Origin of the sequence: Pseudomonas sp. dw_612 (assembly GCF_018449725.1) — a bacterium.
Lineage (GTDB): Bacteria > Pseudomonadota > Gammaproteobacteria > Pseudomonadales > Pseudomonadaceae > Aquipseudomonas.
Genome location: NZ_JAAVVC010000022.1, coordinates 88,123 through 114,063 on the forward strand (window position 1 = coordinate 88,123; position 25,941 = coordinate 114,063).

The following is a 25,941-nucleotide window of genomic DNA, read 5'->3' on the forward strand; positions in this document are numbered from 1 at the left end:
AACCACTTATGGAAGACAAGCAATCACCTGTACTGATTCAGGTATATATGGCTGACGACGATGGGGCTGTTCGTGAGGAGTTGCTCGCTCGTCAGATTGATCAGGACACTTACGAGTTGCTCTCCTCGCCTGGCCTGGCGCAAAATCTGGCGAGGGGGGACATTATTTCAATCAAGAATAAAAATGCACCGGCGGAGCTTTTGAAGCGGGGCGGTAATTTCTGTATTCAAATCTACGCCGATTACATTCCTCCGGAAGATATAACTGCGCTTGAAAACGACGTCATTCGTGAGTTTGATGGAACGTTAGATGGCGTATTTGAAGGCAATTTATCGCTAGCCGTCCCAGCAAAAAATGGAATGGAGATAATCAATGAGTTTTTCGATAGGTTTCGCGAAAAAACCGGGATTCAATGGTATTACGCGAACGTCTATAAAAATCTCGATGACGACGATGATGAGACGCTTTTGTACTGGTGGTTGGACCGCTGATGACACACGTAGTGGCCAGCGGGCTACCAATCTCATGACGATCACTTCTGATTAAGGATACATAGTGAAAGACATCATTCGCTTGGGCGACTCCACCAGTCACGGAGGGGTGGTACTTGAGGCGTTCTCCCAGACCGACCTGAACGGCAAACCAATTGCCGGTGTCGGCCACAAAGTCAGTTGCCCACTGTGCAAAGGGGTTTTTCCGATTGCCGAAGGCAGCAGCACCTACACCGTCGGTGGCATTGCGGTGGCGCTGGACGGCATGAAAACCGCATGCGGTGCTGCGCTGATTGCCAGTGGTCCAAAGGGGGCTGTGATTAGCTGAGTCGGGGTGTACAGCCCAAGTCGAATGCAAATGTATGGTCCGCCAGATTGCAATTGTGGGGCCGTGGCAATGCAAATTCGTGGTCAAGGCCTTGCAATAATGTAGTTACCAGTCGCTAGCCCCTTTTGAACAGAGGTCGCGGTGGAAAGCTCGTCTGAATTTGCACGCCGCCCCGATGCCCGCTGACGTTTTTTTCCTTCCATGCGGATGATCTGCAAAGGGCTCGGCAAAACTTCCTCCAGCAAAGAGCTCAAACGCTCAAGCTCATTGATTGAGCGAAGGACAGTTATCAGGTTTGTAAGTGTCCCTTTTCCATGATTGAGCAGCAAATGCAGTGTTTGCCGGCTTATCCCGGCTGACTTCGCAATATCTTCCAGGCTCATGTTTTTTTCAGGCGTATGGCTTGGATACGCGTTCCGATGTCTTTTGCGATAGCGGCGGTTTTGTCGTCGAGCAGGCGCTCCGTGCTGCAGGGCTGAGCCCGAAGGCAGCGAAGTGCGCGACACTCCAAGCACGCGGCTATTTCACCGGGATTGAAGCCGGCGCGGGTACCAGCACCGCAACACCTTCCAAGAGACGGAGTCGATAAATGAGTACACCCACTAATCAGCAAGCCTATGCCAAGACCAAACTGCTCGTAGAAGCCATTGATCGGCGTGACTCGCCGACGCTAGAGCGAGATTTTGAAATATCCAACGCAGTTGCTGATGAGATTTACGAATCTATTGATGATTACTTCGATAAAGGAACCAAGATATCCATCGCACCAGAAGAAACAGCTTTTGATTCACGTGCACAACACCGTCCTTTCATTGATGCATATGAAACTAACGATAAAGCACTTGGATTAGAATGTGTCCTTTTTGCTAACGGCGCCCCCGGTGAAGCGATCCTTCATCTTGAGGTTTCCGAAAGTAATGGCCAGTTGACGGTTTATTACAAGTACATTGGTTCCTGATAGCTCATGGAGAGCGTAATCAATGCGGGCATCGACCGCTGATGATTTTTACGGAACCAGGGGGAAGTTGCCCAGTGTAAGACGTTATCCGATTGGGCGACTCCACCTCCCACGTTGGAGTAGTGCTCGAGGCGTTCTCCCAAACCAACTTCCTTCGGAGGATATTTCAGCACGCGAAGATGAGGTTGCTCGTGAATTGAATGGGACCTTGGATGGCGTATTTGAAGGCAATTTATCGTTAGCCGTCCCTGCAAAGAACGGGATGAATAAAATCAATGAGTTTTTCGATAGGTTTCGCGAGAAGACCGGCATTCAATGGTACTACGCGAACATCTACAAAAATCTTGACGATGATGACGAGACGCTTTTGAACTGGTGGTTGGATAGTTAATGGCTGATCCCACGTGGAAGGGCTGCAACGTGACCGCGATTACCTCTGATTAAGGATGAACACAGTGAAAGACATCATCCGCCTTGGGGACTCCACCAGCCATGGTGGCGTAGTACTCGAAGCATTTTCCCAGACTGATCTCAACGGGAAACCGATTGCCGGTGTCGGTCATAAGGTCAGCTGCCCGCTGTGCAAGGGAATCTTTCCTATCGCCGAGGGCAGTAGCACTTACACAGTCGACGGAACCCCTGTCGCGCTGCATGGCATGAAAACCGCCTGCGGCGCCAGCTTGATTGCCAGTGGCCCCAAGGGCGCAGTGATCAGCTGAGTCTCACTCATTTATATATCCCTTCTTATCCTGGTTGAGAGGCCTTTCGGGCACCGGGCCGGCCTCTTTATCTACACCACTAATACTGCGCACATAGACTTTGTACGCTACCAAGGCGATCAGTATTTGGTCGCGGTCAACGATGGCTTCGGCAATTCACTGAGCACGCGCGAGAGCTAGATCGGTTGGATTTCCAGCGACTTTGTAGGTGCTTCTGAACGTCTGCAATAGCGCAAAAGGACGCCCGTGTCAGTAAAACGCGTGCACGGGCTTTCCCTTATGGTTCTAGCATGACGTCCGGGCGACCAGCGCCAAATTCGCCAAAGATCAGCGCCATGGGCCGGCAGTGCCCAGCGCCGAATGCCTTCCTGGCATTCACAAGTTCGCTACCTGCTGCGGGCCCGAATCGGCCTTAATTACCCATCACCTCGTCCAATGCCTGCTCCAGGGTGCTGACCGTGCGCTCGATGTTGTGCAGCTTTTCGAGTCCGAACAGACCGATGCGGAAGGTCTGGAAGTCGGCCGGCTCGTCGCATTGCAACGGCACTCCGGCGGCGATCTGTAGGCCGTGATTGGCAAATTTCTTACCGCTCTTGATGTCGGCATCATCGGTGTAGCTCACCACTACGCCAGGGGCTTGAAAGCCGGCTGCGGCCACGCTTTTGATGCCTTTGCCGGTCAACATTGCGCGTACGCGATCGCCCAGAGCCTGTTGTTCGCCGCGGACCTTTTCGAAACCGTAGGCTTGCGTCTCTTTCATCACTTCGTTAAATCGCGCGAGGGAATCGCTGGGCATGGTCGCATGGTAGGCATGTCCGCCCTGTTCGTAGGCCTGCATGATCTGAAGCCACTTTTTCAGGTCGCAGGCGAAGCTGCTGCTTTGCGTCTGTTCGATGCGCTGGAGGGCCAAAGAACTGAGCATCACCAGGGCGCAGCAAGGGGAGGCGCTCCAGCCTTTCTGCGGTGCGCTGATCAGCAGGTCGACTGCGCATTTCTGCATATCAACCCAAAGCGTGCCCGAGGCGATGCAATCCAGCACGAACAGGCCACCCACCGCATGCACGGCGTCGCCGACGGCCCGCAGGTACTCGTCGGGCAGGATAATCCCTGATGAGGTTTCAACGTGGGGAGCGAAGACAATCTGCGGCTTCTGCGCCGCAATGGCTGCCAGCACTTCGTCCAGAGGCGGTGGGGCATAGGCAGCCTGGCGACCCGTGTCGACCGGTCGGGCTTTCAGTACCGTGGTGGCCGCCGGGATGTTGCCCATCTCAAGGATCTGGCTCCAGCGAAAACTGAACCAGCCGTTGCGTATCACCAGGCATTGCTGGTCGGTGGCAAACTGTCGCGCCACCGCTTCCATGCCGAATGTGCCGCTGCCCGGGACCACCGCAACAGCCTGGGCGTTGTAGACCTGTTTCAGGGTCTTGGAAATGTTCTTCATCACGTCCTGAAACGACTGCGACATGTGGTTGAGCGAACGGTCGGTATAGACCACTGAGTACTCGACCAGCCCCTCGGGATCGATACTGGGATAAAGCTTTGACATGGGGTAACTCCTTTGGCAGGGTTCTCAGTGGTTTCGACCCTGCCCTAAGCCTTGGCAAATGACAAATTGCTCGGGATTGAATGGCGACTTCTATCGAGCGGCAGGCCTCATCAGGTCGATTGCTGGACTTGGCAATGCTTGCCGTCCAGCCCTCAATTCAAATCCGCGCCAACGCCTGCGCCAGATCCGCCCTCAAATCCTCCACATCCTCAACCCCAACCGACAACCGCACCAAGCCATCGCCAATCCCCAACTGCGCCCGCGTTTGCGCCGGAATACTCGCGTGGGTCATGATCGCCGGGTGCTCGATCAAGCTTTCCACACCGCCCAGACTCTCAGCCAGGGCGAAGATGTTCACGCTTTCAAGGAAGAGTTTGGCGCCGGCCAGATCAGTGTTCAGGTCTACCGAAATCATCCCGCCAAACCCGCGCATCTGCCGCTTTGCCAATTCATGCTGCGGGTGCGAGGGCAGGCCCGGGTAGTAGACGCGTGACACTTGTGGCTGGCGTTCCAGCCATTGCGCCAGTTCCAGGGCGTTGCTGCAGTGGCGTTCCATGCGCAGGGCCAGGGTTTTCACGCCGCGCAGGGTGAGGAAGGCGTCGAACGGGCCGGAGATGGCGCCGACGGAGTTTTGCAGGAAGCCCAGGCGTTCGGCCAGTTCCGGGTTTTGCCCGACGATGGCGATGCCGCCGATGACGTCGGAGTGGCCGTTGAGGTATTTGGTGGTCGAGTGCACGACGATGTCGAAGCCGAGTTCCAGCGGGCGCTGGATCCATGGGCTGGCAAAGGTGTTGTCAGCGACGCAGATGATGCCGCGGTCGCGGCAGAGGCGGGCGATGGCGCTGAGGTCGGTGAGGCTCAGCAGCGGGTTGCTTGGGGTCTCGACCCAGACCATCCGCGTGTCGTCTTGCAGCGCGGCTTCGAGGTTCGCCAGGTTGGTCAGGTCGACGTAGCTGAAGCGGTGCCCGGCGCTGCGTTGGCGCACTTTGTCGAAGAGGCGGAAGGTGCCGCCGTACAGGTCGTTGCCGGAGACAATGTGCGAACCGGCGTCGAGCAGTTCCAGCACGGTAGAGATCGCCGCCAGCCCGGAGGCGAAAGCGAAGGCCTGGGTGCCGCCCTCAAGGTCGGCGACGCAACGTTCCAGGGCGAAGCGCGTCGGGTTGTGCGAGCGCCCGTAGTCGAGGCCCTTGTGCACGCCGGGGCTCGATTGCAAGTAGGTGGAGTTGGCGTAGATCGGCGGCATCAGCGCCCCGGTGGACGGGTCCGGCACCTGCCCGGCGTGGATCACCCGAGTGGCGAAAGCGCGTGGCGCACCGGTTTCATCGTGCTGACTCATGTAAGGGATCTCCGTAAGTGATTGAGCAGGTCGACGCGGGTAATCAGGCCATGGAAGCCCGAGGCGTCGGCGATAATCGCCACCAGCCCGCGATCGAGTTCGGCTTGCAGTTCAGCCAGACTGGCGCTGGGCGACAGGGTTTGCACTTTGTCGGTCATTGCGCTGGCCACGGTCAAGCGAAAGTGCGACGCATCTTCCTGCATGCCGAACAGAATATCGGACTCGTCGATCACGCCGACCAGTTGCTGGCCGTCCACCAGCACCGGCAGTTGTGACACATCCGCCAGGCGCATGCGCTGGAACGCGGTGAGCAGCGTGTCGTCCGGCCCGACGCTGATCACCCGACCATCCTCGAAACGCCGGGAGATCAGGTCACGCAGGTCGCCGTAGCGCTTGTATTGCAACAGGCCCTGATCATTCATCCATTGGTCGTTGTAGACCTTCGACAGGTAGCGGGTGCCGGTGTCGCAGACGAAGGTGACCACGCGTTTCGGCTCGGTTTGTTCGCGGCAATAACGCAGCGCGGCGGCCAGCAAGGTGCCGGTCGAGGAACCGCCGAGAATGCCTTCGGCGCGCAGCAATTGCCGGGCATGATCGAAGCTTTCTTCATCGCTGATCGAGTAGGCGTGGCGCACGCTGGACAGGTCGGTAATCGATGGAATGAAGTCTTCGCCGATGCCTTCAACCGCCCACGAACCGGGCTTGCCGAGGATGCCGCTGCGGCTGTATTCAGCCATCACCGAGCCGATCGGATCGGCCAGCACCATTTCCAGATTTGGCTGCACGCGCTTGAAGAAGCGGGTCAGCCCGGTCAGCGTGCCGGCCGAACCGACGCCGACGACGATCGCGTCCAGATCGTGCTGGGTTTGCGCCCAGATCTCCGGCGCGGTGCTGCATTCGTGGGCCAGCGGGTTGGCCGGGTTGTTGAATTGATCGGCGAAAAACGCATCGGGAATTTCCCTGGCCAATCGCGCCGCGACGTCCTGGTAATACTCGGGATGGCCCTTGCCGACGTCGGAACGGGTGATGTGCACTTCGGCGCCCATGGCCTTCAAGTGCAAGACCTTCTCGGTGGACATCTTGTCCGGCACCACCAGCACCACGCGATAGCCCTTGGCCCGGCCGACCAGCGCCAGGCCCAGGCCGGTATTGCCGGCGGTGGCTTCGACGATGGTGCCGCCGGGTTTCAGGCGACCATCGCGCTCGGCGGCGTCAATCATCGCCAGGCCGATACGGTCCTTGATCGAACCACCGGGGTTCTGCGATTCGAGTTTGAGAAACAGCGTGCACGGGCCGGTGTCGAAGCGGCTGACGCGCACCAGCGGGGTATTGCCGATCAGTTCGAGAACGGCGGGGCGGGTGTTATTCGGCATAGCGTCCCCTCCTGTGGGGGCAGCAACTGGTGGCGAAATGTCGCCCGCCAGTCGCAGGCAAATCACGCTTGGACCATAGGCCGGGTTGGCCCCATCCGCAACCGGGTGTCGCCATTCGGTAATGGCGCGACGCTGTTTGCGCTAATGAAAAACGCCGCTGATCCCTGGCCGGGACAGCGGCGTCCATGTTTCGCGTTTCAGGCTATTTGTAATGTTGCTCGAACTGGGCCACGAGTTCCGGTGTGATCAACTGAAAAGGCACCCAGACATCCGTCTCGACCGGCTCGCCCTTGATCATTTTGATCGCCGCTTGCAGTGCGACGGTGGCCTGGGCCTTGGGGTCCTGGAACACCGACGCCACCAGCATCCCGCGCTTGATCGCCGCCAAGCCATCGGGCAGGCCATCGATGCCGACAATCGCAATCTCACCCTTGGCTTTGCCCGCCTGCTGCAAAGCCATGGCGGCGCCGATGGCCATCTCGTCATTGTTGGCGACGATGGCATCGAACGAGGTGCCGGCCAGCAGCCAGTTACTGGTCAGGTCCATGCCTTTGGCGCGTTGCCACTCGGCGGTTTGCTGTTCGACGATCTTGATCCCGGGATAGTCCTTGAGCACCTGCTTAACACCTTCAGTGCGGTCGTGCGTCGAGTTCTGCGCCAGGTCGCCCATGATGATCGCCAAGGTGCCTTTGCCCCCGAGTTTTTCCGCCAGGTAGCGCATTTGCAGTTGCCCGGCCTCGATGTCATTGGACGCCACGGTCACCACGCCTTTGGGCAAGGTGCGCTCATCCGGGTGGCGGTTGACGTAGACCAGCGGCGTCTTCGCCTCGACGGCGGCGCGGGTCATGTTGGCGGTGGCGGCGGTGTCCACGGGCAGGACGATCACCGCATCGACTTTCTGGTTGATAAAGCCCTGGACCTGATTGAGCTGACGCACCACATCGCCCTGGGCATCCTCAAACTGGATCTGGACGTTGTCCTTTTTCGCGGCGTCTTCCAGGCCGCTGCGCACGTAGGTCATGAAGTTGTCGTCGACCCGGGCAATGCTGACGCCGATGCGATAACTGGCGGCGGCCCATTGGCTGAAGAGCAATAACAGCGTGGCAAAAAGCAGTGTGCAGCGACGCATGAGGGTGTTCCTTTTGTTGTTATGAATGGATCAAGCGTGAAGGGGCTGGCGCGCGTGGTTGGACCTGCGTCCGTGCGCGCCGCTGTGTCTTCAATCCAGCGTGAACGCTTGCCGAAACCGTTCGAGTGCCGCTTCGCTGTCGCCGCTGGCCCAGCCTTCGAGCCCGACGACACCGGTGTATCCCATGCCGAACAAGGCTTTGGCAATCGCCGGGTAGTGGATTTCACCGGTGCCCGGTTCCATGCGCCCGGGCACATCGGCGACCTGGATTTCACCGATGGCGCTGCCGGCGCGCTGGATCAGTTCGATCAGGTTTCCTTCGCCGATTTGCGCGTGATAAAGGTCCAGGTTCATCTTCAGGTGAGGGCTGCCCACGGCGTCGATCAGCGCCAGGGTATCGTCGGCGCGGGCGAACGGTGTGCCGGGGTGATCCACTTCGGTATTGAGGTTTTCCAGCAGGAACACCCGACCGGCGTCTTCGCCCAAACGCGCGATTTTTTCCAGGGTCTTGCACGCACTCAGCCACATGCGCCCGGTGGTATGGGCCACCGGTTTGACTGGCAAACCTTTATCGCCCAAACCAGTGCCGTGCAAGTTGAGGCTCGGGCAATTCAATTGCGCGGCGACGGCCAGGGATTCCCGTGCGCTGTCGAGCAGATGCTGGATGTCGTCGGGATCGGTGAGGTTGCCCGCGATGTAGCCGGTCATGGACGTGAAGTCAGCGCCGGTGGCCACCAAGGCCGGGACGTCTTTGGTCGTCCAGCTCCAGATTTCGGCGCTGAAGCCCAACGCATGAATGCGTTTGACCCGCTCGGTGAACGGTAGATCGAGGAACACCATTTCGGCGCTGATCGCCAGTTTGAACGGGCTGAAACTCATGAGCGGCCTCCTTGCACACGCACCGGTTTGCCTTGTTGGAAGGATTCGATACAGGCGCGGGCAATCGCCAGTGCGGCTCGGGCATCTTCGCCGCTGGCCAGGGGTTTTTCGCCGGTGCGCAGGCAGTCGACAAAGTGGTTGAGCTCGGCCACATAGGCGTCGCGCAGCAGGTCCGTATCCAAGCGCTGGGTGTCGGCCTGGATGCCATTGGCCAGGTAGCGCACCAGATCGGAGTCATTGACGCCGCCCATGGTCAGCATGCCCGCGCTGCCGAACACTTCGCCGCGCACGTCGTAACCATAAACGGCCTGGAAGTTGGCTTCGGCGGTGGCGATGGCGCCGTTGTCGAAACGGAGGGTGACCACGGCGGTGTCGAGAAACCCTTTGCTCTTGAAGTCCGGGGCGATCAGCGCATCGGCCACGACAAACACCTCGACCGCTTCGGCACCGGGGTTGAGGTAGCGCAGGGTGTCGAAGTCATGAATCAGGGTTTCGAGGAAGATCACCCACTGCGGCGAGTTGGCCGGATTGTTCAGCGCCGGGTCGCGGGTCAGTGAGCGCAGCAGTTGCGGCGTGCCGATACGGCCGGCGACCACGTCCAGGTGCGCCGTGCGGAAGCTTTTGGCGAAGCGGCGGTTGAAACCGACTTGCAGCGTCACCCGTGCGTCGGCAGCGGCGGCGATGGCGCGGTCGGCTTCGTCGAGGGTGATGGCCATGGGTTTTTCACAAAAAACGCCTTTGCCGGCGCGGGCGGCGCTGATCACCAGTTCGGCATGGCTGCGGGCCGGGGCGGCGATCAATACACCGTCGATTTCCGGGTCGTCGAGCAGTTGCTGCGGATCGGTGTAGACGCGCTCCACACCCAATTCGGCCGCCAGACGTGCGGCCTGGCCGGGAGTCGGGTCGGCGATGGCGGCCAGGCAGGCGCCAGGAATATGCCGGGCCGCTGTCAGGCCGTGGAAGCTGCCCATGCGGCCAGCACCGATAAGGCCGAGGCGAATGGTTTTGGATGAACTCATGAAATGACTCCCTTTTATTGTTGTTCAGCAGGAATGTCCTTGCTGTTACAAGGGAGGGAGCAAGGGCTGTGCCAATATTCAACTCATTGATAGTTAAGGAATTAATAGCTAGTGGTTGAAATAAGTGTTCATTCAGATGACATGTCTATACTGACATGTCGAAATTATGAACATAGGTGTCCAGCGTGATCCCACAGCCAATGGCCTTCAGCGTGCAAGACCTTGATTACATCACCGCGCTCGGTCCGGCGTCGTTGAGCGAAGGCCCGATCCCCGAGCTGGAGCAGGCTTGGACGAAGGTTTTGAACGGCGCCACCGAGCGACCCGCGGCAGTGCGCCAAGTGATCTGGGATTCGTGGCGCCGCAGCGTCAGCACCGGCCTCGATCCTGAAGACGGCGAATACCGGTTTGTCGCCCCCGCCGATCTGTCCGCCACCCTGGCGGCCAATCGCGTGTTGATCGCGGCGGCGGCCGAGGTCATGCGCGGCTTGCTCGCGTACAACCCCAGGGGCCATATCAACCTGACCGACGCCAAAGGCACGACCCTGTATTTCTGCGGCCTCGATCTCACCCCGGTGGGCAGCCGTTTGCTGGAATCGGTGCAGGGCACCAACTGCACCGGTTTGGCATTGGCCGAAGACCGCTTGGTCTATGTGCTGGCCGAGGAAAACTTCGGCCTCGGCTTGCGTCGGCGGCGTATGCATTGCGCCGCCGCGCCGATCCGCGATGCCCAGGGCCGGACGTTGGCCATGCTGACGCTGACCGCCGAGCCGGGCTGGTTTCATTTCCACACCCTCGGCACCGTCCAGGCAGCCGCCGAAGCCGTCTCGCGGCAGATGGCGTTGCAGGCCTTGCTGGAAGAACAACAAACCGTGCTCGAAGTGCTCAACGAAGGCTTGGTGGTGCTGGATGAGCGCGGTTGCATCAAGGCCCTCAATCGTTACGCCCGGCAATTGTTTCGCGTCGGCCGGGACCTGCTCGGCAGCCCGTTTCAGCGTCTGGGCCAGAGCGAACTGACCGATGAAATTCTGCTGCGCGGCGGGGAAGGGTTGCGGGATCTGGATTGCACGTTTGAGCTGCACGATCGCAGTCACCTGGCGTGTCTGGTGTCCGTGTGTTCCCTGGAGCAGGGCGGGCGCATTGTTTCGTTGCGCGAGAACCGGCGCATCCGGGAAATTACCCGGCGGATCATCGGCACTCAGGCCAGCTACACCTTCGACACCATTCAGGGCAGTTCGCGGGCGATTCAGGACGCGTTGCACCTGGGACGGATTGCCAGTCGCAGTGATTCGACCACGCTGATCCTGGGTGAAAGCGGCACCGGCAAAGAGTTGTTCGCCCAGGCGATACATAACGCCAGTGAGCGCAGCAGTGGACCGTTTGTGGCGGTCAATTGCGGGGCGATTCCGCGGGACTTGGTGCAGAGCGAATTGTTCGGCCATGTCGAGGGCGCTTTCACCGGTTCGGCCCGTGGCGGCTCGGCGGGCAAGTTCGAATTGGCCGATGGCGGCACGATCTTCCTCGACGAAATCGGTGACATGTCGTTCGATGCCCAGGTCAGCCTGCTTCGCGTTCTGCAAGAAGGCGAGGTGACGCGGGTTGGCGCGAAAAAATCCCAGCAGGTGAACGTGCGCATCATCGCCGCCACCCACCGCAACCTGAGCCAGGCTGTGGCCGATGGCGCGTTTCGTGAGGATCTTTATTACCGGCTCAATGTGCTGAATCTAACGGTTCCACCGCTGAGAATGCGCCGCGAAGATGTGCCGTTATTGGCGCGACATTTTCTCAGCCGTTGCGCCCGTTCCCTGCGCAAATCGGTGCAGGGTATTTCGCCGGAAGCACTGGATATTCTCTCTGCCTATCATTGGCCGGGGAATGTCCGCGAACTGGAAAACACCATTGAACGCGCGACCAATCTGGCGATGAGCGAACTGATCCAGCCCGGCGATCTGCCGCTGGAAATCAAGCAAAAGCTGCGACCGTCCACGGCGGGATATTCGCCTGAGCCGCGCGCAGCACAAGACCTCGGCACCCATGAAATGAACGCAATCATCGCCGCCCTCAAGGACACCCACGGCAATATCCGCCTGGCAGCCAGACAACTGAATATTTCCCGGGGCGGGTTGTACAACAAAATGAACCGGTTTGGGCTGAGTGCCGATGCCTTTCGGTCAGGGCCGGGCGTTCTCTGACGTCATGATCTGCAAGGGAATATGAATGCGATGCCGCACCGGATCGAAGTCCGGCGCGGTCTGCAATTCAACCAGCAAATCGACCAGTGCCGCAGCGAGCAATCGCGGTTGGGAGTCGATGACCAAACTGATCAAACCGTCGGCCAATGCCTGGCGCGACAACTCGGTCGACTCCTGCAAAATGCAGCACAACGACGGCCGCTTCGGCAGTTGCGACAGAGCGCTGATAATGCCGTCGCCGCCACCGCCGACCACGCACACACCGCGTAAATCGTCGTGGCGCGCCAGCAGATCCAGCGCCGCCTCTTCGGTGATGTCGTTGTTGTCCAGATTGATCACCGCTTCCAGAAGCCGCAACCCCGGCGCGTGCTCTGCCAGATAACTACGCAGCCCTTCGACCCGCGCCTGATGACCGAGGAAACGGTGGCCACCGAGCAACACCCCGACGCTACCCTTGCGCGCGCCACAGGTGTGGGCCATCAACCAGCCCATGGTGCGTCCGACTTCATGATTATCCTGGCCGACGTAAGGCTCATCCGCCGTCTCGTGAATGTCGGACAGCAGCGCAATCACCGGCACGCCAGCCTCGCGGATCTGCGCGATGGCAGCGTTGATCAGCGGGTGCGCGAAGCTGACCACCGCCAAGCCATCGCACTGCACCGCCAGTTGTTCGATCTGGGCAATGATCGCGCCGGGCGAGCGATCGAACACGTACTCGAATTGCAGACTCAGGTTGGCGCCGGTCTGCCGTTGCGCCGCCTCGGTAATCGCGGTGGCCACGTTGCTGTAGAAGGCCTGCGCAGTCCCGAGCAGAAGGATGCCGAAGCGGTAGCTGGGACGCCGTTCGCGGATGCGTTGGCCGATCAATCTTGCGGCGAAATAACCCACGGCTTCGGCGGCCTGGAACACCTGCTCAGCGGTGTTCGGGTTGACCGGCGCTCTGGCGTTGAGCACCCGGTCCACGGTGGCGACACTCAGGCCCGCGTGTTCGGCGACCGTGGCGATGGTTGGGCGTTTGCTGGTGTTCATGGCGGGCCCCGGCAGCGTCTTGATAGAAAACTATCAAGCTTCAATGGGCCTGGATGATAGCTTGATAGGGAATGTATTCAAGGGCTTGAGGCTAATCTTTGCGCTCTCTATGGTTTCTCCAACGATGTGACCCCGCATCGAAGCAAGTGCCTAAACCATCAAGCTTGCGGAGAACAATAAAATGCCTGAACAACACGCATCCTTTGAACACACACCCGCGCGTCGTGATTATCGATTGACCGGTCCCGAAGCCGCCAAAGCCGCGCAAAAAGGTTTGGTCTCGGCGACCTGGTACCAATCGCCCATTTCCCGTAAACGCATGAAGGAACTGATGCAGCGTCGCGACGGCCCGGCCTTGCGCGACACCGCGATCTGGCTGCTGGCGATGGCCGCCACCGGGTTCGGTGGCTACTGGTTCTGGGGCTCCTGGGCCTGCGTCCCGTTCTTCTTCGCTTACGGTCTACTGTACGGCACCGCGTCGAATGCCCGTTGGCACGAAACCGGTCACGGCACCGCGTTCAAGACTCGCTGGATGAATGACGCGGTTTATCAGTTGTCGAGCTTCATGTTCATGTTCGAACCACATGTGTGGCGCTGGAGCCATGCCCGGCACCACACCGACACCATCATCGTCGGTCGCGACCCGGAGATCGTCGAGCCGCGTCCGCCGAGCCTGATCAATATGGCGCTGAGCCTGGTCCGGATGCCTTACGTCTTCACGACGATGTGGTCGGTGTTCCGCCATGCAAGCGGGCGCATGGCGGAGGAAGAGCAGACGTTCATCCCCGAATCCGAGTGGCCGAAGATCTTTACCGCGGCGCGCATCTGGCTGGTGATTTATGCGCTGACTGTCGCGGCAGCGCTGTACTTGCACAGTTGGTTGCCACTGATGTTTATCGGCCTGCCAACCCTGTACGGCGGCTGGCTGTCTTACCTGTTCGGCCTGACCCAACATGTCGGCCTCGCCGAAGATGTGCTCGATCACCGCAGCAACTGCCGCACGATTTACATGAATCCGCTACTGCGTTTCATGTACCTCGACATGAACTATCACCTCGAACATCACATGTACCCGATGGTGCCGTTTCATGCCTTGGCGCAGTTGCACGAAGAGATCCGTCACGACTGCCCACCGCCGTACACCAGCCTGTTCCAGGCCTTGGGCGAGGTTCTTCCGGCGATCTGGAAGCAGCGCAAAGACCCGACGTATTTCATCCGCCGACCTTTGCCACAACGCGCAGAACCTGCCGTCACCGCTCAGGCCGAGCCAGCCTGACAGCGTCCCGTTTAACCAGAACAAGAGAGAAAACGCCATGACCGATCATTGGATCGACGTCTGCGCCGTGGGCGATATAAACGAAGAGGATGTGATTCGTTTCGACCATGGCCCGCACACCTACGCCGTGTACCGCTCCGCCGACGACGAGTTTTTCGCCACCGCCGGCCTGTGCACCCACGAGTCCATCCACCTCGCCGATGGCCTGGTGATGGAGCATGTCATCGAGTGCCCCAAGCACAACGGGCGTTTCGACTACCGCTCCGGCAAAGCCCTGGGCGCGCCGGTGTGCGTCAACCTCAAGACCTATCCGGTCCGGGTCGAGGCGGGGCGGGTCTTGCTCGCCATTGCGGTTTAACTGCGCGGAGTCTGTGCCATGAATCCTGCCAATGCTCCACTGGTCATCGTCGGCGCCGGGCATGCCGGTGGCCGCGCGGCGCTGACCTTGCGTGCTGAAGGTTATCGCGGTCGGCTGATCCTGATCGGCGATGAATTCCACCCGCCTTACGAACGTCCGCCGCTGTCCAAAGGGTTGCTGCAAGGCACGGTTGAACTGGCGGGTTGCAGCGTGTGCGACAGCGCCCAACTCGCCGATCTGGACATCGAACACCTGGCCGGAAACCCGGTGCAAACACTCGATCCGGCGCAGCATCGATTGCAATTGGCCGATGGCAGTTGGTTGCCGTATGCCCGGCTGTTGCTCGCGACCGGGGGCAGGGCGCGGCGGTTGCCTTCGGTGCCCGAATATCTGCCGAATGTGCTTTATCTGCGCACCCATGATGAGGCGTTGGCGCTGCGTGCTTCGCTACGACCCGGTGCGCGATTGGTGATCATCGGCGGCGGTTTCATCGGCCTCGAAGTCGCCGCGACCGCCCGAGCCCTGGGTTGCGCGGTGACGTTGCTTGAGGCCGGGCCGCGTTTGGCGGGACGTGTGCTGCCGGAGCGATTGTCCGATGTCCTGCTGGCATTGCATCGCCGCCAAGGCGTGGATATCCGACTGAACGTGAATATCGAAACCGTGCTCGGCGCCACCCGTGCCGAGGCGGTGCAATTGGTCGACGGCCAGGTGTTGCCCTGCGACCTGATCGTGGTCGGTATCGGCATGCAGCCCAACACCGAGTTGGCCACCGCCGCCGGGCTGGAAGTCGGTCAAGGCATCCGTGTCGATGCGCAGTTGCGCACCAGTGCGCCGGACATCTTTGCAGCGGGCGACGTCTGCGAATTTCGCCTGCACCCGCAAGGGGTTTTCCAGCGTCAGGAAACCTGGCGCAACGCCGAAACCCAGGGCCGTCACGCGGCCCTGAACCTGTTGGGCGGCGAACTGCCGTTCGAGGTCATTCCAGGCTTTTGGTCCGATCAATACGACTGGGGCCTGCAAACCACCGGCGTGATCGCCAACACCGAACCGACCGCAAGCCGCGCAACGCCGGGTGATGGCTTCCTGTTGTTCTACCTCGATGCCGAACAACGTCTGCAAGGGGCGTGCGGTTGGGGGCAGGGCAATAGCGTCGCCAAGGACATCAAGTTGTGCGAACGGCTGATCGCCAGCCAAAACCCGCTTTCTACGGAGGCACTGGCTGACGCCAATGTGTCGCTTAAACAACTGCTGAGGAACTGACATGCGCGAATTCCTGGTGTTTCAGTCCCTGTGGGCCATGCAAGATCACCGTGGCCAATGCGACCTTTCCATCGAAGCACAACTGGAGAAAATCGCCGCCGCTGGCTTCGACGGCGTCACCGACCATTTCTGGCTCGCACCACAGGCCGCCCGGCTAAGTGCCGCCGCCAAGGCCCAAGGCCTGCACATCGAAGGACAACTGTTCCCGCGCACGGTGGATGACCTGGCGGCCGCGCTCGATGTCATCTCCCGCCACGGCTGCCACCACCTCACGCTGCAAGCCGACGTCCGGCCGCGCACGCTGTCGCAAGCCATCAAATTGATCGAAGGCTGGCAGCGCCTGGCCGAGCAAGTCGACTTTCCAGTCCTGCTGGAAACCCACCGCTATCGCCTCACCAATGACCTGTTGTTCACCCTCGACCTGCTCGCGGAAATGCCTGACCTCAAACTGTTGGCCGACCTGTCCCACTACGTCGTGGGTCGTGAATTGCCGGAGTCGGCGACCGCCGAAGACGACGCACAGATCCATACCATCCTGCGCCACAGCTGGGGTTTTCATGGGCGTGTCAGCAATGGGGAACAGGTGCAGGTGCCCTTGAGTTTCGCCCAGCATCAACCGTGGCTGGATCGGTTCCTGGGCTGGTGGCGCTACGGGATCGAGGATTGGCTGGCGCGCCCGCAGACACCGGCCAGCCTGTCTTTTACCTGCGAACTGGGTCCGCCGCCGTATGCGATCACCGGGGCGAATGGGCGGGATATAGCGGACCGCTGGGCGGAAGCGTTGGTGTTGAAGGCGTTGATGCGTGGGGTTTGGGAGCAATGCCAGGAACGGTGACTGATTTTGACCCAGGCACATAACCCTGTGGGAGCGGGCTTGCTCGCGAAGGCTGCTTAACATTCAACATAGATGCTGACTGTTACACCGCATTCGCGAGCAAGCCCGCTCCCACAGTTGATTGGCGGTGCGACAAATCAGTGGATGGCTTCGGGCAGCCTGGCGATAACTTTGATTTCAAACTGGAAGCCATACAACCAGGTCACACCCACAGCGGTCACCGTCGGATGCGGTGCATTGCCCCAGAACTCCGGCACCACGCTCCAGATCTTTTCAAACCGCTCTTGCGGATTGACGATAAACACCGTCACATCCACCACGTCGTCAAACGTGCAACCGGCCGCCTTCAGGATCGCGTTCAGGTTGTTGAACGCCAACCGCACCTGGTCCTCAAGATCCGGTTCCGGCGAGCCATCTTCAGTGCTGCCGACTTGCCCCGACACAAACAAAAAGCCATTGGACTTGATCGCTGGCGAGTAGCGATTGCGCTCGTAAAGTGCCTGGCGTCCAGGCGGAAAAACCACATCACGCTGAGTCATAAAGTGCCTCCATCGGCAGGTCAACAGTGACCCGTCATTAACGATGAAGTGACTGTAAGGACTTGCACCCGCCCGATAAACGAGCAACCGTAGCTATCACTGTTTGTAAAACCCAAACAATCCGGGGCGAAAATGGACCGTTTTGATGCGATGCAGGCCTTTGCGCGAGTGGTGGAGGCGGGCAGCTTCACCAAGGCTGCCGAGACGCTGCACATGAGCAAGACCAGCGTGACGCAACTGGTGCAGCAACTGGAGGCGCGGCTGCGGGTCAAGTTGCTCAATCGCACCACGCGCAAGGTGAATGTCACCGCCGACGGCGCGGTGTTTTATGAGCGCGTGGTGCGGCTGTTGGCGGATCTGGACGATGCCGAGACCGGTTTGTCCGGCGCGTCGGTGCAGCCTCGGGGCCGCTTGCGGGTTGATGTGCCGAGTCCGTTGGCGAGCATGATTCTAGTGCCGGCGCTGCCTGCGTTTCACGCGCGCTATCCGGACATCCAGATCGACATGGGCGTCAGCGATCGTATGGTCGATATCATCGGTGAGAACGTCGATTGCGTGGTGCGCGGCGGCGAACTTACCGATCAGTCATTGATGGCGCGGCGGGTCGGTGACTTGCAGCTTGGGGTGTTCGCGGCGCCGAGCTATCTGGCGCGCGTCGGCACGCCATCGCATCCACGGGAGCTGGAGGATTCGGCGCACCGTATCGTCGGTTTCCTGTGGGCGCGCACCGGCAGGGCCTTGCCCTACGCCATGCGCAGCGACAGTGAGCGTATGGAGATCAAGGGGCGTTACGTGTTGGCGGTCGACGATGGCAACGCCTACCTCGCGGCGGGCCTGTCCGGGCTCGGCGTTCTTTGGTTGCCCGACTACATGTCCAAGGCCCACGAGGCACGGGGCGATTTGGTGCGTTTGTTCGAGGGCTGGCGGCTAGATCCGATGCCGATTTTCGTCGCGTTTCCACCGAACCGGCATATCAGCCGCAAGCTGCGGGTGTTTATCGATTGGGTGGCCGAGCTGATGGCCGAGCATGCGCCGATCACGGAGCGACAAGAGGCATAAAGGCGTTAGAAACATTATTCGGAATTCACGAAATTAATTTTCGATTTTTTACCGATTATCAAAATAAACCTTAAGCACTAACGTTGCGCCATGCCCCACGGTGTTCAACTTTCTGTTTGAGGTCAACACGATGGAATTCACAAACACTGAATCTGCAACCCCGTTGAACCCACAGCGTAGAACCTTCCTGGCCCAGGCCGGTGCAGGTGCCGCCGTATTGGCAGCCGGCGCGTTGCTCACCCCGGCCAACGCGTCCGCCGCGCAAAACACAGGCGCGGCAACGTCAACTGCGAGTAAGTCCAAGGGCGGTTTCTGGCCGGGTGATACCCGGTTGGTGGTCTCGATTTCCATGCAGTTCGAAGCCGGCGGACAGCCGCTCAAAGACACGGACAGCCCGTTTCCCCGCGTGAACTTCCCCGACAGTGTGCCGTCGGATCCGGCCACCAATACCTGGTTTGCCTACGGTTACCGTGAAGGTGTTCCGAGACTGCTCGACCTGTGGGATCGCCACGGCGTCAAAGTCACCAGCCACATGATCGGCGATGCCGTGAAACGCAACCCGGCACTGGCCAAAGAGATTGTTGCCCGTGGCCATGAAGCCTCGGGGCACGGCCCGCACTGGAGTTCGCAATTTGCCATGAGCCGGGATGAGGAACGCACCTTTCTACAGCAAGCCGCGAGCATGCTGACAGAAGTGACCGGCCAGCCGGTGAAAGGCTACAACTGCAACTGGCTGCGACGCGGTCCCAATACCCTGTCGCTGTTGCAGGAGCTGGGCTACGTCTATCACATCGATGATGTCAGCCGTGACGAGCCCTTTATCGAGCAGGTCAACGGCAAGGATTTTGTCGTGGTGCCGTACACCCTGCGCAACAACGACATCGTGCTGATCGAGGGCCGGAACTACTCGCCGGGGCAATTCCTGGAGCAGATAAAACTGGAGTTCGATCAGCTCTACGAAGAGGCCGGCAGCCGGCGGCGCATGATGTCGGTCAGTGCCCATGACCGGATTAGCGGCACGCCGCAGATGGTGCGGGTCTGGGACGAGTTTCTGCGCTACGCCAAACGCCATCCCGGTGTCGCTTTCATGCGCAAGGACGCCATCGCCGAATACACCCTCAATAGTCCACTCAGCATTCGGGAAACCGAGACGATTTGAGTCTTGCCCGACATCATCTAAAGGAACCCTGACGATGCCACGTTCAATCGCATCTGCGTCCCTCATCGCCGGCATTTTGTTTGCGCTGACACTGTCCGGCACGGCCGCCGCCACCGACCTGGTGAAACCGGGCGTGTTGATCACCGACAAGAGCCTGAGCCCCGCGCAAATCAACCTCATGGAAACCGCCGCCCGCCGCTACGACACGTTCTGGAACACCGGCGAAGAAGCGTTTGCCCGGGAGGCGCTTGCAAACAACTTCATCGACAAGACCCCACCCGAAGGCCGCAAACAGGGGCCGGAAGGGCCGCTGCTGGCATCCCGGGCGTTTCGTGGTGCGGTGCCGGACCTGAGTTGTGAGGTCGAGCAAATGATCATCGCCGGAGACCGGGTCGTGGCGCACCTGCATTTCCGCGGTCACTTCACCGGGAGCTTTGGCGACACCAAAGGCACGGGGCAAACCGTGAACTTCATCGCCACCGACATCTACCAGATCGAAAACGGCAAAATCGCCGCCAACTGGCACATCGAAGACAACCTGACGTTGATGAAGCAGTTGGGCGTGTATCGCTGATTTCCGTCATCACCCATCACCCCTGTGGGAGCGGGCTTGCTCGCGAAGGCGGTGTGTCAGACACATTAATGTCGACTGATACGACGCCTTCGCGAGCAAGCCCGCTCCCACAATGGATTTGCGCCAAACACACCTTCCGCGAACACCCCCACCCTTGTAGGAGCAAGGCTTGCCCGCGAATGCGGTGTGTCAGACACATTAATGTCGACTGACACGACGCCTTCGCGAGCAAGCCCGCTCCCACAATGGATTTGCGCCAAACATGCCTCCCGCGAACACCACGCACTCCCTGTGGGAGCGAGCCTGCTCGCGAATGCGGTGTGTCAGACACATAAATGTCGACTGACACGACGCCTTCGCGAGCAAGCCCGCTCCCACAATGGATTTGCGCCAAACATGCCTCCCGCGAACACCACGCACTTCCTGTTGGAGCGAGCCTGCTCGCGAATGCGGTGTGTCAGACACATGAATATCGACTGATACGACGCCTTCGCGGGCAAGCCTTGCTCCTACAGGGATTTGTGGTGGTTTCAGGTTTGTGCGGGGCCGATCCATTTGTTGACGCTGGGGGCCTGCCACTGTTCAAGCGCATCAATCAGCGCGGCCGGTTCGGTGTCGAAAATCAGCATTTCATTGTGTTCGGTCTTCATGAAACCTTCCTTTACCGCATGCTCAAGCAGGCTGCGCACCGGGTTGAAGAAGTCGCCGATGTTCAGGCAGCCGACGCCTTTGATGTGTTCGCCCAGTTGCGTCAGGGTCGCGACTTCAAACAACTCTTCAAAGGTCCCCAAACCACCCGGCAACGCGATGAAGGCATCCGCCCATTCACTCATTCGAGTCTTGCGGCTGCGCATGTCGGGGGTGATTTCATGCCGGGTCAATCCGCCATGCAGATGACCGAGGTCGTGCAGATAGCGGGTGATGATGCCCACCACTTCACCGCCCTCCGCGAGCACGGCGTCGGCCACGATCCCCATCAAACCTCGATCGGTGCCGCCATACACCAGTTGCAAGCCGCGCCTGCCAATTTCCCGGCCCAGGGCGCGAGCGCCTTCGGCATAGGCGGGATTGAAGCCGAAATTGGAGCCGGAGAAAACAGCAATGCTGCGAAGTGGAGAGGGCATCGAAAGAGGTCCGGTTGAGAGCGAGCGCCCCATCCTGCGGCCTGTTGGATCAGCGCAACAGCGCCAAGAATCGAGTGTTTAAGTGGGCCATGAAGGCGTTACAACAATTCCAGAATGCGCTGGCCGAGGCGTTCGGCGGTAGCCTGGGAATCGATGTTGGCGAACCCAAGCAACAACGCCGAATCGGTCCGGCCATACACACTGAAATCGCTCAAGGCTTCGGCGTAAATCCCCGCCTGCTGAAGGCGCTCGACCAGCGCCCGATCGGATTGTTGATCCGTCAGTCGCAGGATCAAATGCATGCCACCGGGCTGCGCATCAATCTGAATCCGCTCGCCCAAAACAGCCTTGAGCCCCCGCGCAGTCGCCTCTCGGCGTTCGCCGTAGAGTTTGCGCATCCGTTGGATATGCCGGGCGAAATGGCCCTCGGCGAGAAACGTGGCGACGATGGCCTGGGTCAGTTCCGGGCAGCCGCCGAGGAACGTCTGGCCGACGTATTCAAAGCGCTTGACCTGCGTCGGCGGCACCACCAGATACGAGAGGCGGATCCCGGGAAACAGCACCTTGCTGAACGTGCCGGCATAGAGCACCCGACCGTCGCGATCCAGGCTTTTAAGCGCGGGCAACGGGCGGCTGACGTAACGGTATTCGCCGTCGTAGTCGTCCTCGACAATCCAGGCCTGCTCGCGGCTCGCCCATTCCAGCAGCTCCAACCGGCGCGGCAGCGGCAGCGACACGCACAGCGGACTTTGGTGCGCCGGCGTGACCACTGCCGCACGGGCGCCCATCGCGTTGTTCACCGCTTGTGCGACCTGCATGCCGTCCTGATCGACCGGCACCGGCACCGTTTCAATTTGCAGATGCGCCAGCAACTGTCGGGTCGGCAGGTAGCCGGGGTCTTCGACCAACACGCGGTCGCCAGGTTTGAGCAAGGTGTGGGCGATCAGCGCCAGTGAGTTGCGGTAACCCGAGGTGATGAACACCTGGGACGGCGCGCAGGTAATGCCGCGAGCGACTTGCAGGTAAGTGGCAATCGCGATGCGCAATGATTCCAGGCCATACACCGACGGGTTGGCCATGTCCGTTACCTGCGTGGCGCGAACGCAACGGGCGCCGATCTGCGCCCAGATTTTCCGTGGAAAAGCGTCCAGCGCCGGCAAGGCCATTTGAAACGGCAGGATCGGCGCCTTGTGCCGGATCGAGGTGTGTTCGACGCTTCGCTCGGCGGCAGAAGAGGGCGCCCGCACATTGATCCCCGGCGCCACCACCGTCCCGGCCTGGCCACGCGCCTGAATGTAGCCCTCGGCGGTCAGCAGGGAATACGCGGTATCGATAGTGCCTCGGGCCAGGCCCAATTCTTTCGCCAGCGCCCGGGCCGCCGGAATCCGCTCACCCGGCGTGAGCGTGCCATCGGAAATCGCGCTGCGGAACCGCCAGTAGATTTGCCGGTAGATCGGTTCTTTGGACGCCGGGTCCAGGGGCGAAAAAGGCTTGCCGGGATTTGTCATTGCGCCTCGTGATGGTGGAAATACGTGTGCAGCGCCTGATCGGTCGCGGTCCTTGCCTGTGCGATCGCATCCGGGCCCAGGGCGGTGCCTTCGACTGTGAAGAAATTTAGATCATGCAGTCCGATCATGTTTAGCACGGCTTTGAGATACGGCGTCAAAAAGTCCGGCTGACGCGCACGCTCCCCGGAAAATCGCCCGCCTGAAGCAATGGCCACGAACACCGGACGATCGTGCAGCATCGGGGTTTTGCCTTGGGCGCCTACATTAAACGTCCGACGCACCCGCGCGACGTGATCAATCCACACCTTCAATGCCGAGGGCACGGTGAAGTTGTGCATCGGTGTGCTGATGACCAGCACATCGGCGCTTTCCAGTTCGTTGATGAGCGTTTCGGACTGGATAAAAGAACCCTCTTGAGAGACATCTTCGAGCGACTGCTGGGAGATCGCGTAGTTCTCATCCACATGCGCGATCCCGCCGGCGCCTACCACTCGATTGATCAATTCAGCGTTCGGATCGCGCTGCAATAAATGCCCGATCACTTTTTGCGACAGCCGATAGCTCTCGGACGCTTGCCCGCGAGGGCTGCAACTGACATGCAGGATGTTCATGGTTTTTACCTTCCGGATGATCGACAGAGGCACCCATGCTACGAACCTCATGACCCAGGCAAAAGATCCATGAAACGCCTTTGCGACTGGTCCATGAATGGACAAGCATGGCCCATGACAATAGGCAGATCATGGACCTTCACCGCTAGTCCATGACGCACCACGATGGAGTCCTCAAATCAGCCAACAGAGGATTCATCATGACCAATCGCATCGACTACGCCAGCGCTTCGCCCGACGGTTACAAAGCATTCGGCGGCGTCTACGTGACCCTGCAAAAATCCGCTCTGCCCCACGAACTGATCGACCTTGTGTACCTGCGCGTCTCGCAAATCAACGGCTGCGCCTACTGCATCGACATGCACTCGCGGGACCTGATCAAACTCGGCGTCAGTGTGGAAAAACTGGTGCTGGTGCCGGTCTGGCGTGATGCCGGTGCCGTGTTCAGCACCCGCGAACGCATCGCTTTGGCTTGGGCCGAAACCGTCACCAACGTCGCCGAAACCGGCGTGCCGGACGCGGACTATCAAGCCACCGCCGCCGAGTTCAACGACAAAGAACTGGCCGACCTGACTTACGCCATCGGCTTGATGAACGCCTTTAACCGCTTCGGTGTGACGTTCCGCTCGATCCCTGCGGCGGCCAACAAAGCCTGAACCCTTTAAGCGAGCGCCGTGTTGGCGCTCGCTCACCTCTCACTTGCTAAACGAAAGGAGTTGTCACCATGGCATGGTTATTACTAGGTCTCGCCGGCATCCTCGAAATCGCCTTCGCGTTTGCGATGAAAGGCTCGGAAGGTTTCACCCGATTGACTCCAGGACTTATCGCCGCAGCTACCGGCGTGTCGAGCGTCTACATACTTTCCGTGGCGCTGCGTTCATTGCCGGTGGGCACGGCTTACGCGGTGTGGACCGGCATCGGCGCGGCGGGCACGGCAATCCTCGGGATGGCGATATTGGGGGATTCCACCACGCCGCTGCGGGTGCTTTGTATAGCGTTGATCTTGGGCGGCGTTATCGGGTTGAAGTTGGTGTCGGCGAATTGATCGGCCTCAATCAACTTCATCATCAAAAATACTCTCGATCGGCAACTCAAACGCCCGGGCAATTTGAAACGCCAGCGGAAGGCTTGGGTCATAACGCCCATTTTCAATCGCGTTGATTGTTTGCCGCGAGACATTCAACAGCGCGGCCAGATCAACTTGCGACCATTTACGCTCGGCGCGAAGTTCTTTCAGTTTGTTTTTCATTGATAACGACGTCTGGCGACCTGAAGCCCGATGATCCACATCAAACCCATCACCGGCCATACAAAGGTCCAGTTGAGATGTGGAAAACCGACATTCTCCAGAAAGCCGTAACTGAAGGTCAGCAGCGCGGACGCCGCAAAGGCAAAACCAAGCGCCTCGAACTGGATGCGCAAGTGCATTTCATCCATCTGCCGAAGGTTGCGCACGATGGCCCAGCACATCAAGGCTGCCGGCAGCATTGGCATCAACGTTACGGTAATCCGCAGGGCCGTGCTGGCGTTTTCCATATGCTGTAGCAGCGTCAGCGAACCAGCCAACATGATCATGTAGAGGGTGAGTGAGGCGGCCATTTCGTAGTAGTAACGTTTCATTTCATCGTCCTGATGTAAAAGGTGCTTTACATACTCGCCGAAGTTTTCCGCGATGTAAAGGGTGCTTTACGTCTAGGGCAGATCTCCATTCAACCACTCCTGATTCATCGTCTCGGCATCGCCCAAATAATCCAGCAACCAGGTCATGGCGGGCGAAAGCTTGTTTTGATTCCACGCCACGCACGACGGGCTGGCGGCGAAAGGGCGTTGCAGGTTCAGGGCGACCAGTTCGGCTTGCTTGATCAGCGGGATCACCAGGTGCGCCGGCGCCATGCCCACGCACAACCCTTCACGCAAACAATCCAGGGCCGAGGCCCAATTCGGCACCACCAGTCGTCGCTGATTATCCAGCGACCAGGTATCGCGTTTCGGCAGGTGGCGCGAGGTGTCGTTCATGCACAGCGCGGGGTAGGGGCGCAGTTGATCGTCGTCCAACGGTCCGTCCATTGCCGCCAACGGATGCCCGGCGCTGGCCACGCACAACCAGTTCAACAGGCCCATGTCGCGGAAACTGTAGTGACTGGCCACCGGCACTGCACTGGTGGCGCCGATCACGATGTCGGTGCGCTCATCGGCGAGGGCGTCCCAAACACCGTTAAACACCTCGTAGCCAAGCAGCAATTCCACATCGGGAAACTGTTTATAAAAATCCAGCACCAATTGCCGGCAGCGCTCCTGTTTGACGATGGCATCCACCGCCACTTTCAGCTGACCGCTCCAGCCGTTGGCCACTTGCTGGCACAGGCGCCGGGTGTCGAGCATGCTTTTCATGACCCCGCGAGCCTGTTCGATGAACAACTTGCCGGCAGGCGTCAGCTCGACATCGCGATGTCGTCGCACAAACAGCGGCACCGCCAGCCATTGTTCCAGTTGGCGCACGGTGTAACTGACCGCCGACGGCACGCGGTGCAACTCCTGCGCCGCCGCGCTGAAACTGCCATGCCGGGCCACGGCATCGACCACATCCAGGGAATATTCAGACCACATTCAGTTGCCTTCAAAAATATTGATAAGACTGT

At 59.8% G+C, this 25,941-nt stretch carries 29 protein-coding genes and 1 pseudogene; 15 read left to right on the forward strand and 15 right to left on the reverse strand.

Features of this window, described 5'->3' with window-relative positions; all coding sequences use genetic code 11:
• Positions 1-8: 8 nt before the first annotated feature.
• Positions 9-491 carry a DUF4265 domain-containing protein gene (locus HB680_RS26560; RefSeq protein ID WP_213941370.1) on the forward strand — a complete coding sequence of 161 codons (483 nt, stop codon included), beginning with the start codon at positions 9-11 and terminating at the stop codon, positions 489-491.
• A gap of 64 nt (positions 492-555) precedes the next feature.
• Positions 556-819, forward strand: a complete 264-nt coding sequence (locus HB680_RS26565; RefSeq protein WP_213941371.1) for a PAAR domain-containing protein — start codon at positions 556-558, stop codon at positions 817-819.
• An 83-nt stretch (positions 820-902) separates the two neighbouring features.
• Here HB680_RS26565 and HB680_RS26570 read toward each other — a convergent pair whose 3' ends face one another.
• The gene (locus tag HB680_RS26570; protein WP_256735632.1) at positions 903-1,202 is read right to left on the reverse strand and encodes a hypothetical protein; all 300 of its coding nucleotides are present in this window, start codon (positions 1,200-1,202) and stop codon (positions 903-905) included.
• Positions 1,203-1,408: 206 nt separating this feature from the next.
• Here HB680_RS26570 and HB680_RS26575 point away from each other — a divergent pair, with 206 nt between their 5' ends.
• The 3 genes and pseudogenes from HB680_RS26575 (at position 1,409) to HB680_RS26585 (ending at position 2,496) form a co-directional block, all read left to right on the forward strand.
• On the forward strand, positions 1,409-1,777 hold the full coding sequence (locus HB680_RS26575) for a hypothetical protein (RefSeq protein ID WP_213941372.1): 369 nt from the start codon (positions 1,409-1,411) through the stop codon (positions 1,775-1,777).
• 163 nt (positions 1,778-1,940) lie between these two features.
• Positions 1,941-2,168 (forward strand): annotated as a pseudogene (locus HB680_RS26580) (hypothetical protein); the annotation flags it as partial.
• Positions 2,169-2,223: 55 nt separating this feature from the next.
• A complete protein-coding gene (locus HB680_RS26585) occupies positions 2,224-2,496 on the forward strand; it encodes a PAAR domain-containing protein (RefSeq protein WP_213941373.1) in 273 nt (90 codons plus the stop codon).
• 412 nt (positions 2,497-2,908) lie between these two features.
• On the opposite strand, the gene HB680_RS26590 is transcribed toward HB680_RS26585, so the two are convergent.
• The 6 genes from HB680_RS26590 to HB680_RS26615 form a co-directional block, all read right to left on the reverse strand.
• Positions 2,909-4,042: an aminotransferase class V-fold PLP-dependent enzyme gene (locus tag HB680_RS26590; protein WP_213941374.1), complete on the reverse strand. Its 1,134-nt coding sequence runs from the start codon at positions 4,040-4,042 to the stop codon at positions 2,909-2,911.
• Between the two features lie 157 nt (positions 4,043-4,199).
• Positions 4,200-5,378 (reverse strand): cystathionine gamma-synthase, encoded by a 1,179-nt coding sequence (locus HB680_RS26595; RefSeq protein WP_213941375.1) that lies wholly within the window; start codon positions 5,376-5,378, stop codon positions 4,200-4,202.
• Positions 5,375-6,751 (reverse strand): pyridoxal-phosphate dependent enzyme, encoded by a 1,377-nt coding sequence (locus tag HB680_RS26600; RefSeq protein WP_213941376.1) that lies wholly within the window; start codon positions 6,749-6,751, stop codon positions 5,375-5,377. The genes HB680_RS26595 and HB680_RS26600 overlap by 4 nt, the downstream gene beginning before the upstream one ends.
• A gap of 202 nt (positions 6,752-6,953) precedes the next feature.
• Positions 6,954-7,880, reverse strand: a complete 927-nt coding sequence (locus tag HB680_RS26605; protein WP_213941377.1) for a sugar ABC transporter substrate-binding protein — start codon at positions 7,878-7,880, stop codon at positions 6,954-6,956.
• A gap of 90 nt (positions 7,881-7,970) precedes the next feature.
• Complete coding sequence (locus tag HB680_RS26610; protein ID WP_213941378.1) at positions 7,971-8,759, reverse strand: TIM barrel protein; 789 nt, start codon at positions 8,757-8,759, stop codon at positions 7,971-7,973.
• Positions 8,756-9,778 carry a Gfo/Idh/MocA family oxidoreductase gene (locus HB680_RS26615; protein ID WP_213941379.1) on the reverse strand — a complete coding sequence of 341 codons (1,023 nt, stop codon included), beginning with the start codon at positions 9,776-9,778 and terminating at the stop codon, positions 8,756-8,758. Before HB680_RS26615 ends, HB680_RS26610 begins: the two co-directional genes overlap by 4 nt.
• Positions 9,779-9,978: 200 nt before the next feature.
• On the opposite strand from HB680_RS26615, the gene HB680_RS26620 reads away from it, so the two are divergent.
• A complete protein-coding gene (locus tag HB680_RS26620; protein WP_213941411.1) occupies positions 9,979-11,970 on the forward strand; it encodes a sigma 54-interacting transcriptional regulator in 1,992 nt (663 codons plus the stop codon).
• Here the strand turns inward: HB680_RS26620 and HB680_RS26625 are convergent.
• Positions 11,950-12,999, reverse strand: coding sequence for a LacI family DNA-binding transcriptional regulator (locus tag HB680_RS26625; RefSeq protein ID WP_213941380.1), 1,050 nt, complete (start codon positions 12,997-12,999; stop codon positions 11,950-11,952). The genes HB680_RS26620 and HB680_RS26625 overlap by 21 nt on opposite strands.
• 181 nt (positions 13,000-13,180) lie before the next feature.
• On the opposite strand from HB680_RS26625, the gene HB680_RS26630 reads away from it, so the two are divergent.
• From HB680_RS26630 to HB680_RS26645, 4 genes are read left to right on the forward strand one after another with little or no spacing between them, the layout of a single operon-like run.
• Positions 13,181-14,275, forward strand: coding sequence for a fatty acid desaturase family protein (locus HB680_RS26630; protein WP_213941381.1), 1,095 nt, complete (start codon positions 13,181-13,183; stop codon positions 14,273-14,275).
• 37 nt (positions 14,276-14,312) lie between these two features.
• Complete coding sequence (locus HB680_RS26635) at positions 14,313-14,633, forward strand: MocE family 2Fe-2S type ferredoxin (protein WP_213941382.1); 321 nt, start codon at positions 14,313-14,315, stop codon at positions 14,631-14,633.
• Positions 14,634-14,651: 18 nt separating this feature from the next.
• Complete coding sequence (locus HB680_RS26640; protein WP_213941383.1) at positions 14,652-15,893, forward strand: FAD-dependent oxidoreductase; 1,242 nt, start codon at positions 14,652-14,654, stop codon at positions 15,891-15,893.
• Between the two features lies 1 nt (position 15,894).
• A complete protein-coding gene (locus HB680_RS26645) occupies positions 15,895-16,728 on the forward strand; it encodes a sugar phosphate isomerase/epimerase (RefSeq protein WP_213941384.1) in 834 nt (277 codons plus the stop codon).
• Positions 16,729-16,865: 137 nt separating this feature from the next.
• Here the strand turns inward: HB680_RS26645 and HB680_RS26650 are convergent, their stop codons facing one another.
• The gene (locus HB680_RS26650; protein WP_213941385.1) at positions 16,866-17,267 is read right to left on the reverse strand and encodes a RidA family protein; all 402 of its coding nucleotides are present in this window, start codon (positions 17,265-17,267) and stop codon (positions 16,866-16,868) included.
• 132 nt (positions 17,268-17,399) lie between these two features.
• On the opposite strand from HB680_RS26650, the gene HB680_RS26655 reads away from it, so the two are divergent.
• From HB680_RS26655 to HB680_RS26665, 3 genes are all read left to right on the forward strand, one after another.
• Complete coding sequence (locus HB680_RS26655) at positions 17,400-18,326, forward strand: LysR family transcriptional regulator (RefSeq protein WP_213941386.1); 927 nt, start codon at positions 17,400-17,402, stop codon at positions 18,324-18,326.
• A gap of 130 nt (positions 18,327-18,456) precedes the next feature.
• On the forward strand, positions 18,457-19,485 hold the full coding sequence (locus HB680_RS26660) for a polysaccharide deacetylase family protein (RefSeq protein ID WP_213941387.1): 1,029 nt from the start codon (positions 18,457-18,459) through the stop codon (positions 19,483-19,485).
• A gap of 34 nt (positions 19,486-19,519) precedes the next feature.
• The gene (locus HB680_RS26665) at positions 19,520-20,059 is read left to right on the forward strand and encodes an ester cyclase (protein WP_213941388.1); all 540 of its coding nucleotides are present in this window, start codon (positions 19,520-19,522) and stop codon (positions 20,057-20,059) included.
• A gap of 530 nt (positions 20,060-20,589) precedes the next feature.
• On the opposite strand, the gene HB680_RS26670 is transcribed toward HB680_RS26665, so the two are convergent.
• The 3 genes from HB680_RS26670 to HB680_RS26680 all read right to left on the reverse strand — a co-directional run bounded on the left by HB680_RS26670 (position 20,590) and on the right by HB680_RS26680 (position 23,302).
• Positions 20,590-21,183: a TIGR00730 family Rossman fold protein gene (locus HB680_RS26670; RefSeq protein WP_213941389.1), complete on the reverse strand. Its 594-nt coding sequence runs from the start codon at positions 21,181-21,183 to the stop codon at positions 20,590-20,592.
• 98 nt (positions 21,184-21,281) lie between these two features.
• Entirely contained in the window at positions 21,282-22,691 is a 1,410-nt protein-coding gene (locus tag HB680_RS26675) for a PLP-dependent aminotransferase family protein (RefSeq protein WP_213941390.1), read from the reverse strand.
• Positions 22,688-23,302, reverse strand: coding sequence for an NAD(P)H-dependent oxidoreductase (locus tag HB680_RS26680; protein WP_213941391.1), 615 nt, complete (start codon positions 23,300-23,302; stop codon positions 22,688-22,690). The genes HB680_RS26675 and HB680_RS26680 overlap by 4 nt, the downstream gene beginning before the upstream one ends.
• Positions 23,303-23,502: 200 nt before the next feature.
• Between HB680_RS26680 and HB680_RS26685 the strand changes: the two genes are divergently transcribed.
• Complete coding sequence (locus tag HB680_RS26685) at positions 23,503-23,958, forward strand: carboxymuconolactone decarboxylase family protein (protein ID WP_213941392.1); 456 nt, start codon at positions 23,503-23,505, stop codon at positions 23,956-23,958.
• A gap of 68 nt (positions 23,959-24,026) precedes the next feature.
• Positions 24,027-24,347 (forward strand): multidrug efflux SMR transporter, encoded by a 321-nt coding sequence (locus HB680_RS26690; RefSeq protein ID WP_163909573.1) that lies wholly within the window; start codon positions 24,027-24,029, stop codon positions 24,345-24,347.
• A gap of 6 nt (positions 24,348-24,353) precedes the next feature.
• Here the strand turns inward: HB680_RS26690 and HB680_RS26695 are convergent, their stop codons facing one another.
• The 3 genes from HB680_RS26695 to punR form a co-directional block, all read right to left on the reverse strand.
• The gene (locus tag HB680_RS26695) at positions 24,354-24,551 is read right to left on the reverse strand and encodes a helix-turn-helix transcriptional regulator (protein ID WP_163909574.1); all 198 of its coding nucleotides are present in this window, start codon (positions 24,549-24,551) and stop codon (positions 24,354-24,356) included.
• Complete coding sequence (locus HB680_RS26700; RefSeq protein WP_163909575.1) at positions 24,548-24,922, reverse strand: hypothetical protein; 375 nt, start codon at positions 24,920-24,922, stop codon at positions 24,548-24,550. Before HB680_RS26700 ends, HB680_RS26695 begins: the two co-directional genes overlap by 4 nt.
• 72 nt (positions 24,923-24,994) lie before the next feature.
• On the reverse strand, positions 24,995-25,909 hold the full coding sequence (punR, locus tag HB680_RS26705; protein WP_213941393.1) for a DNA-binding transcriptional activator PunR: 915 nt from the start codon (positions 25,907-25,909) through the stop codon (positions 24,995-24,997).
• Between the last annotated feature and the right edge of the window lie 32 nt (positions 25,910-25,941).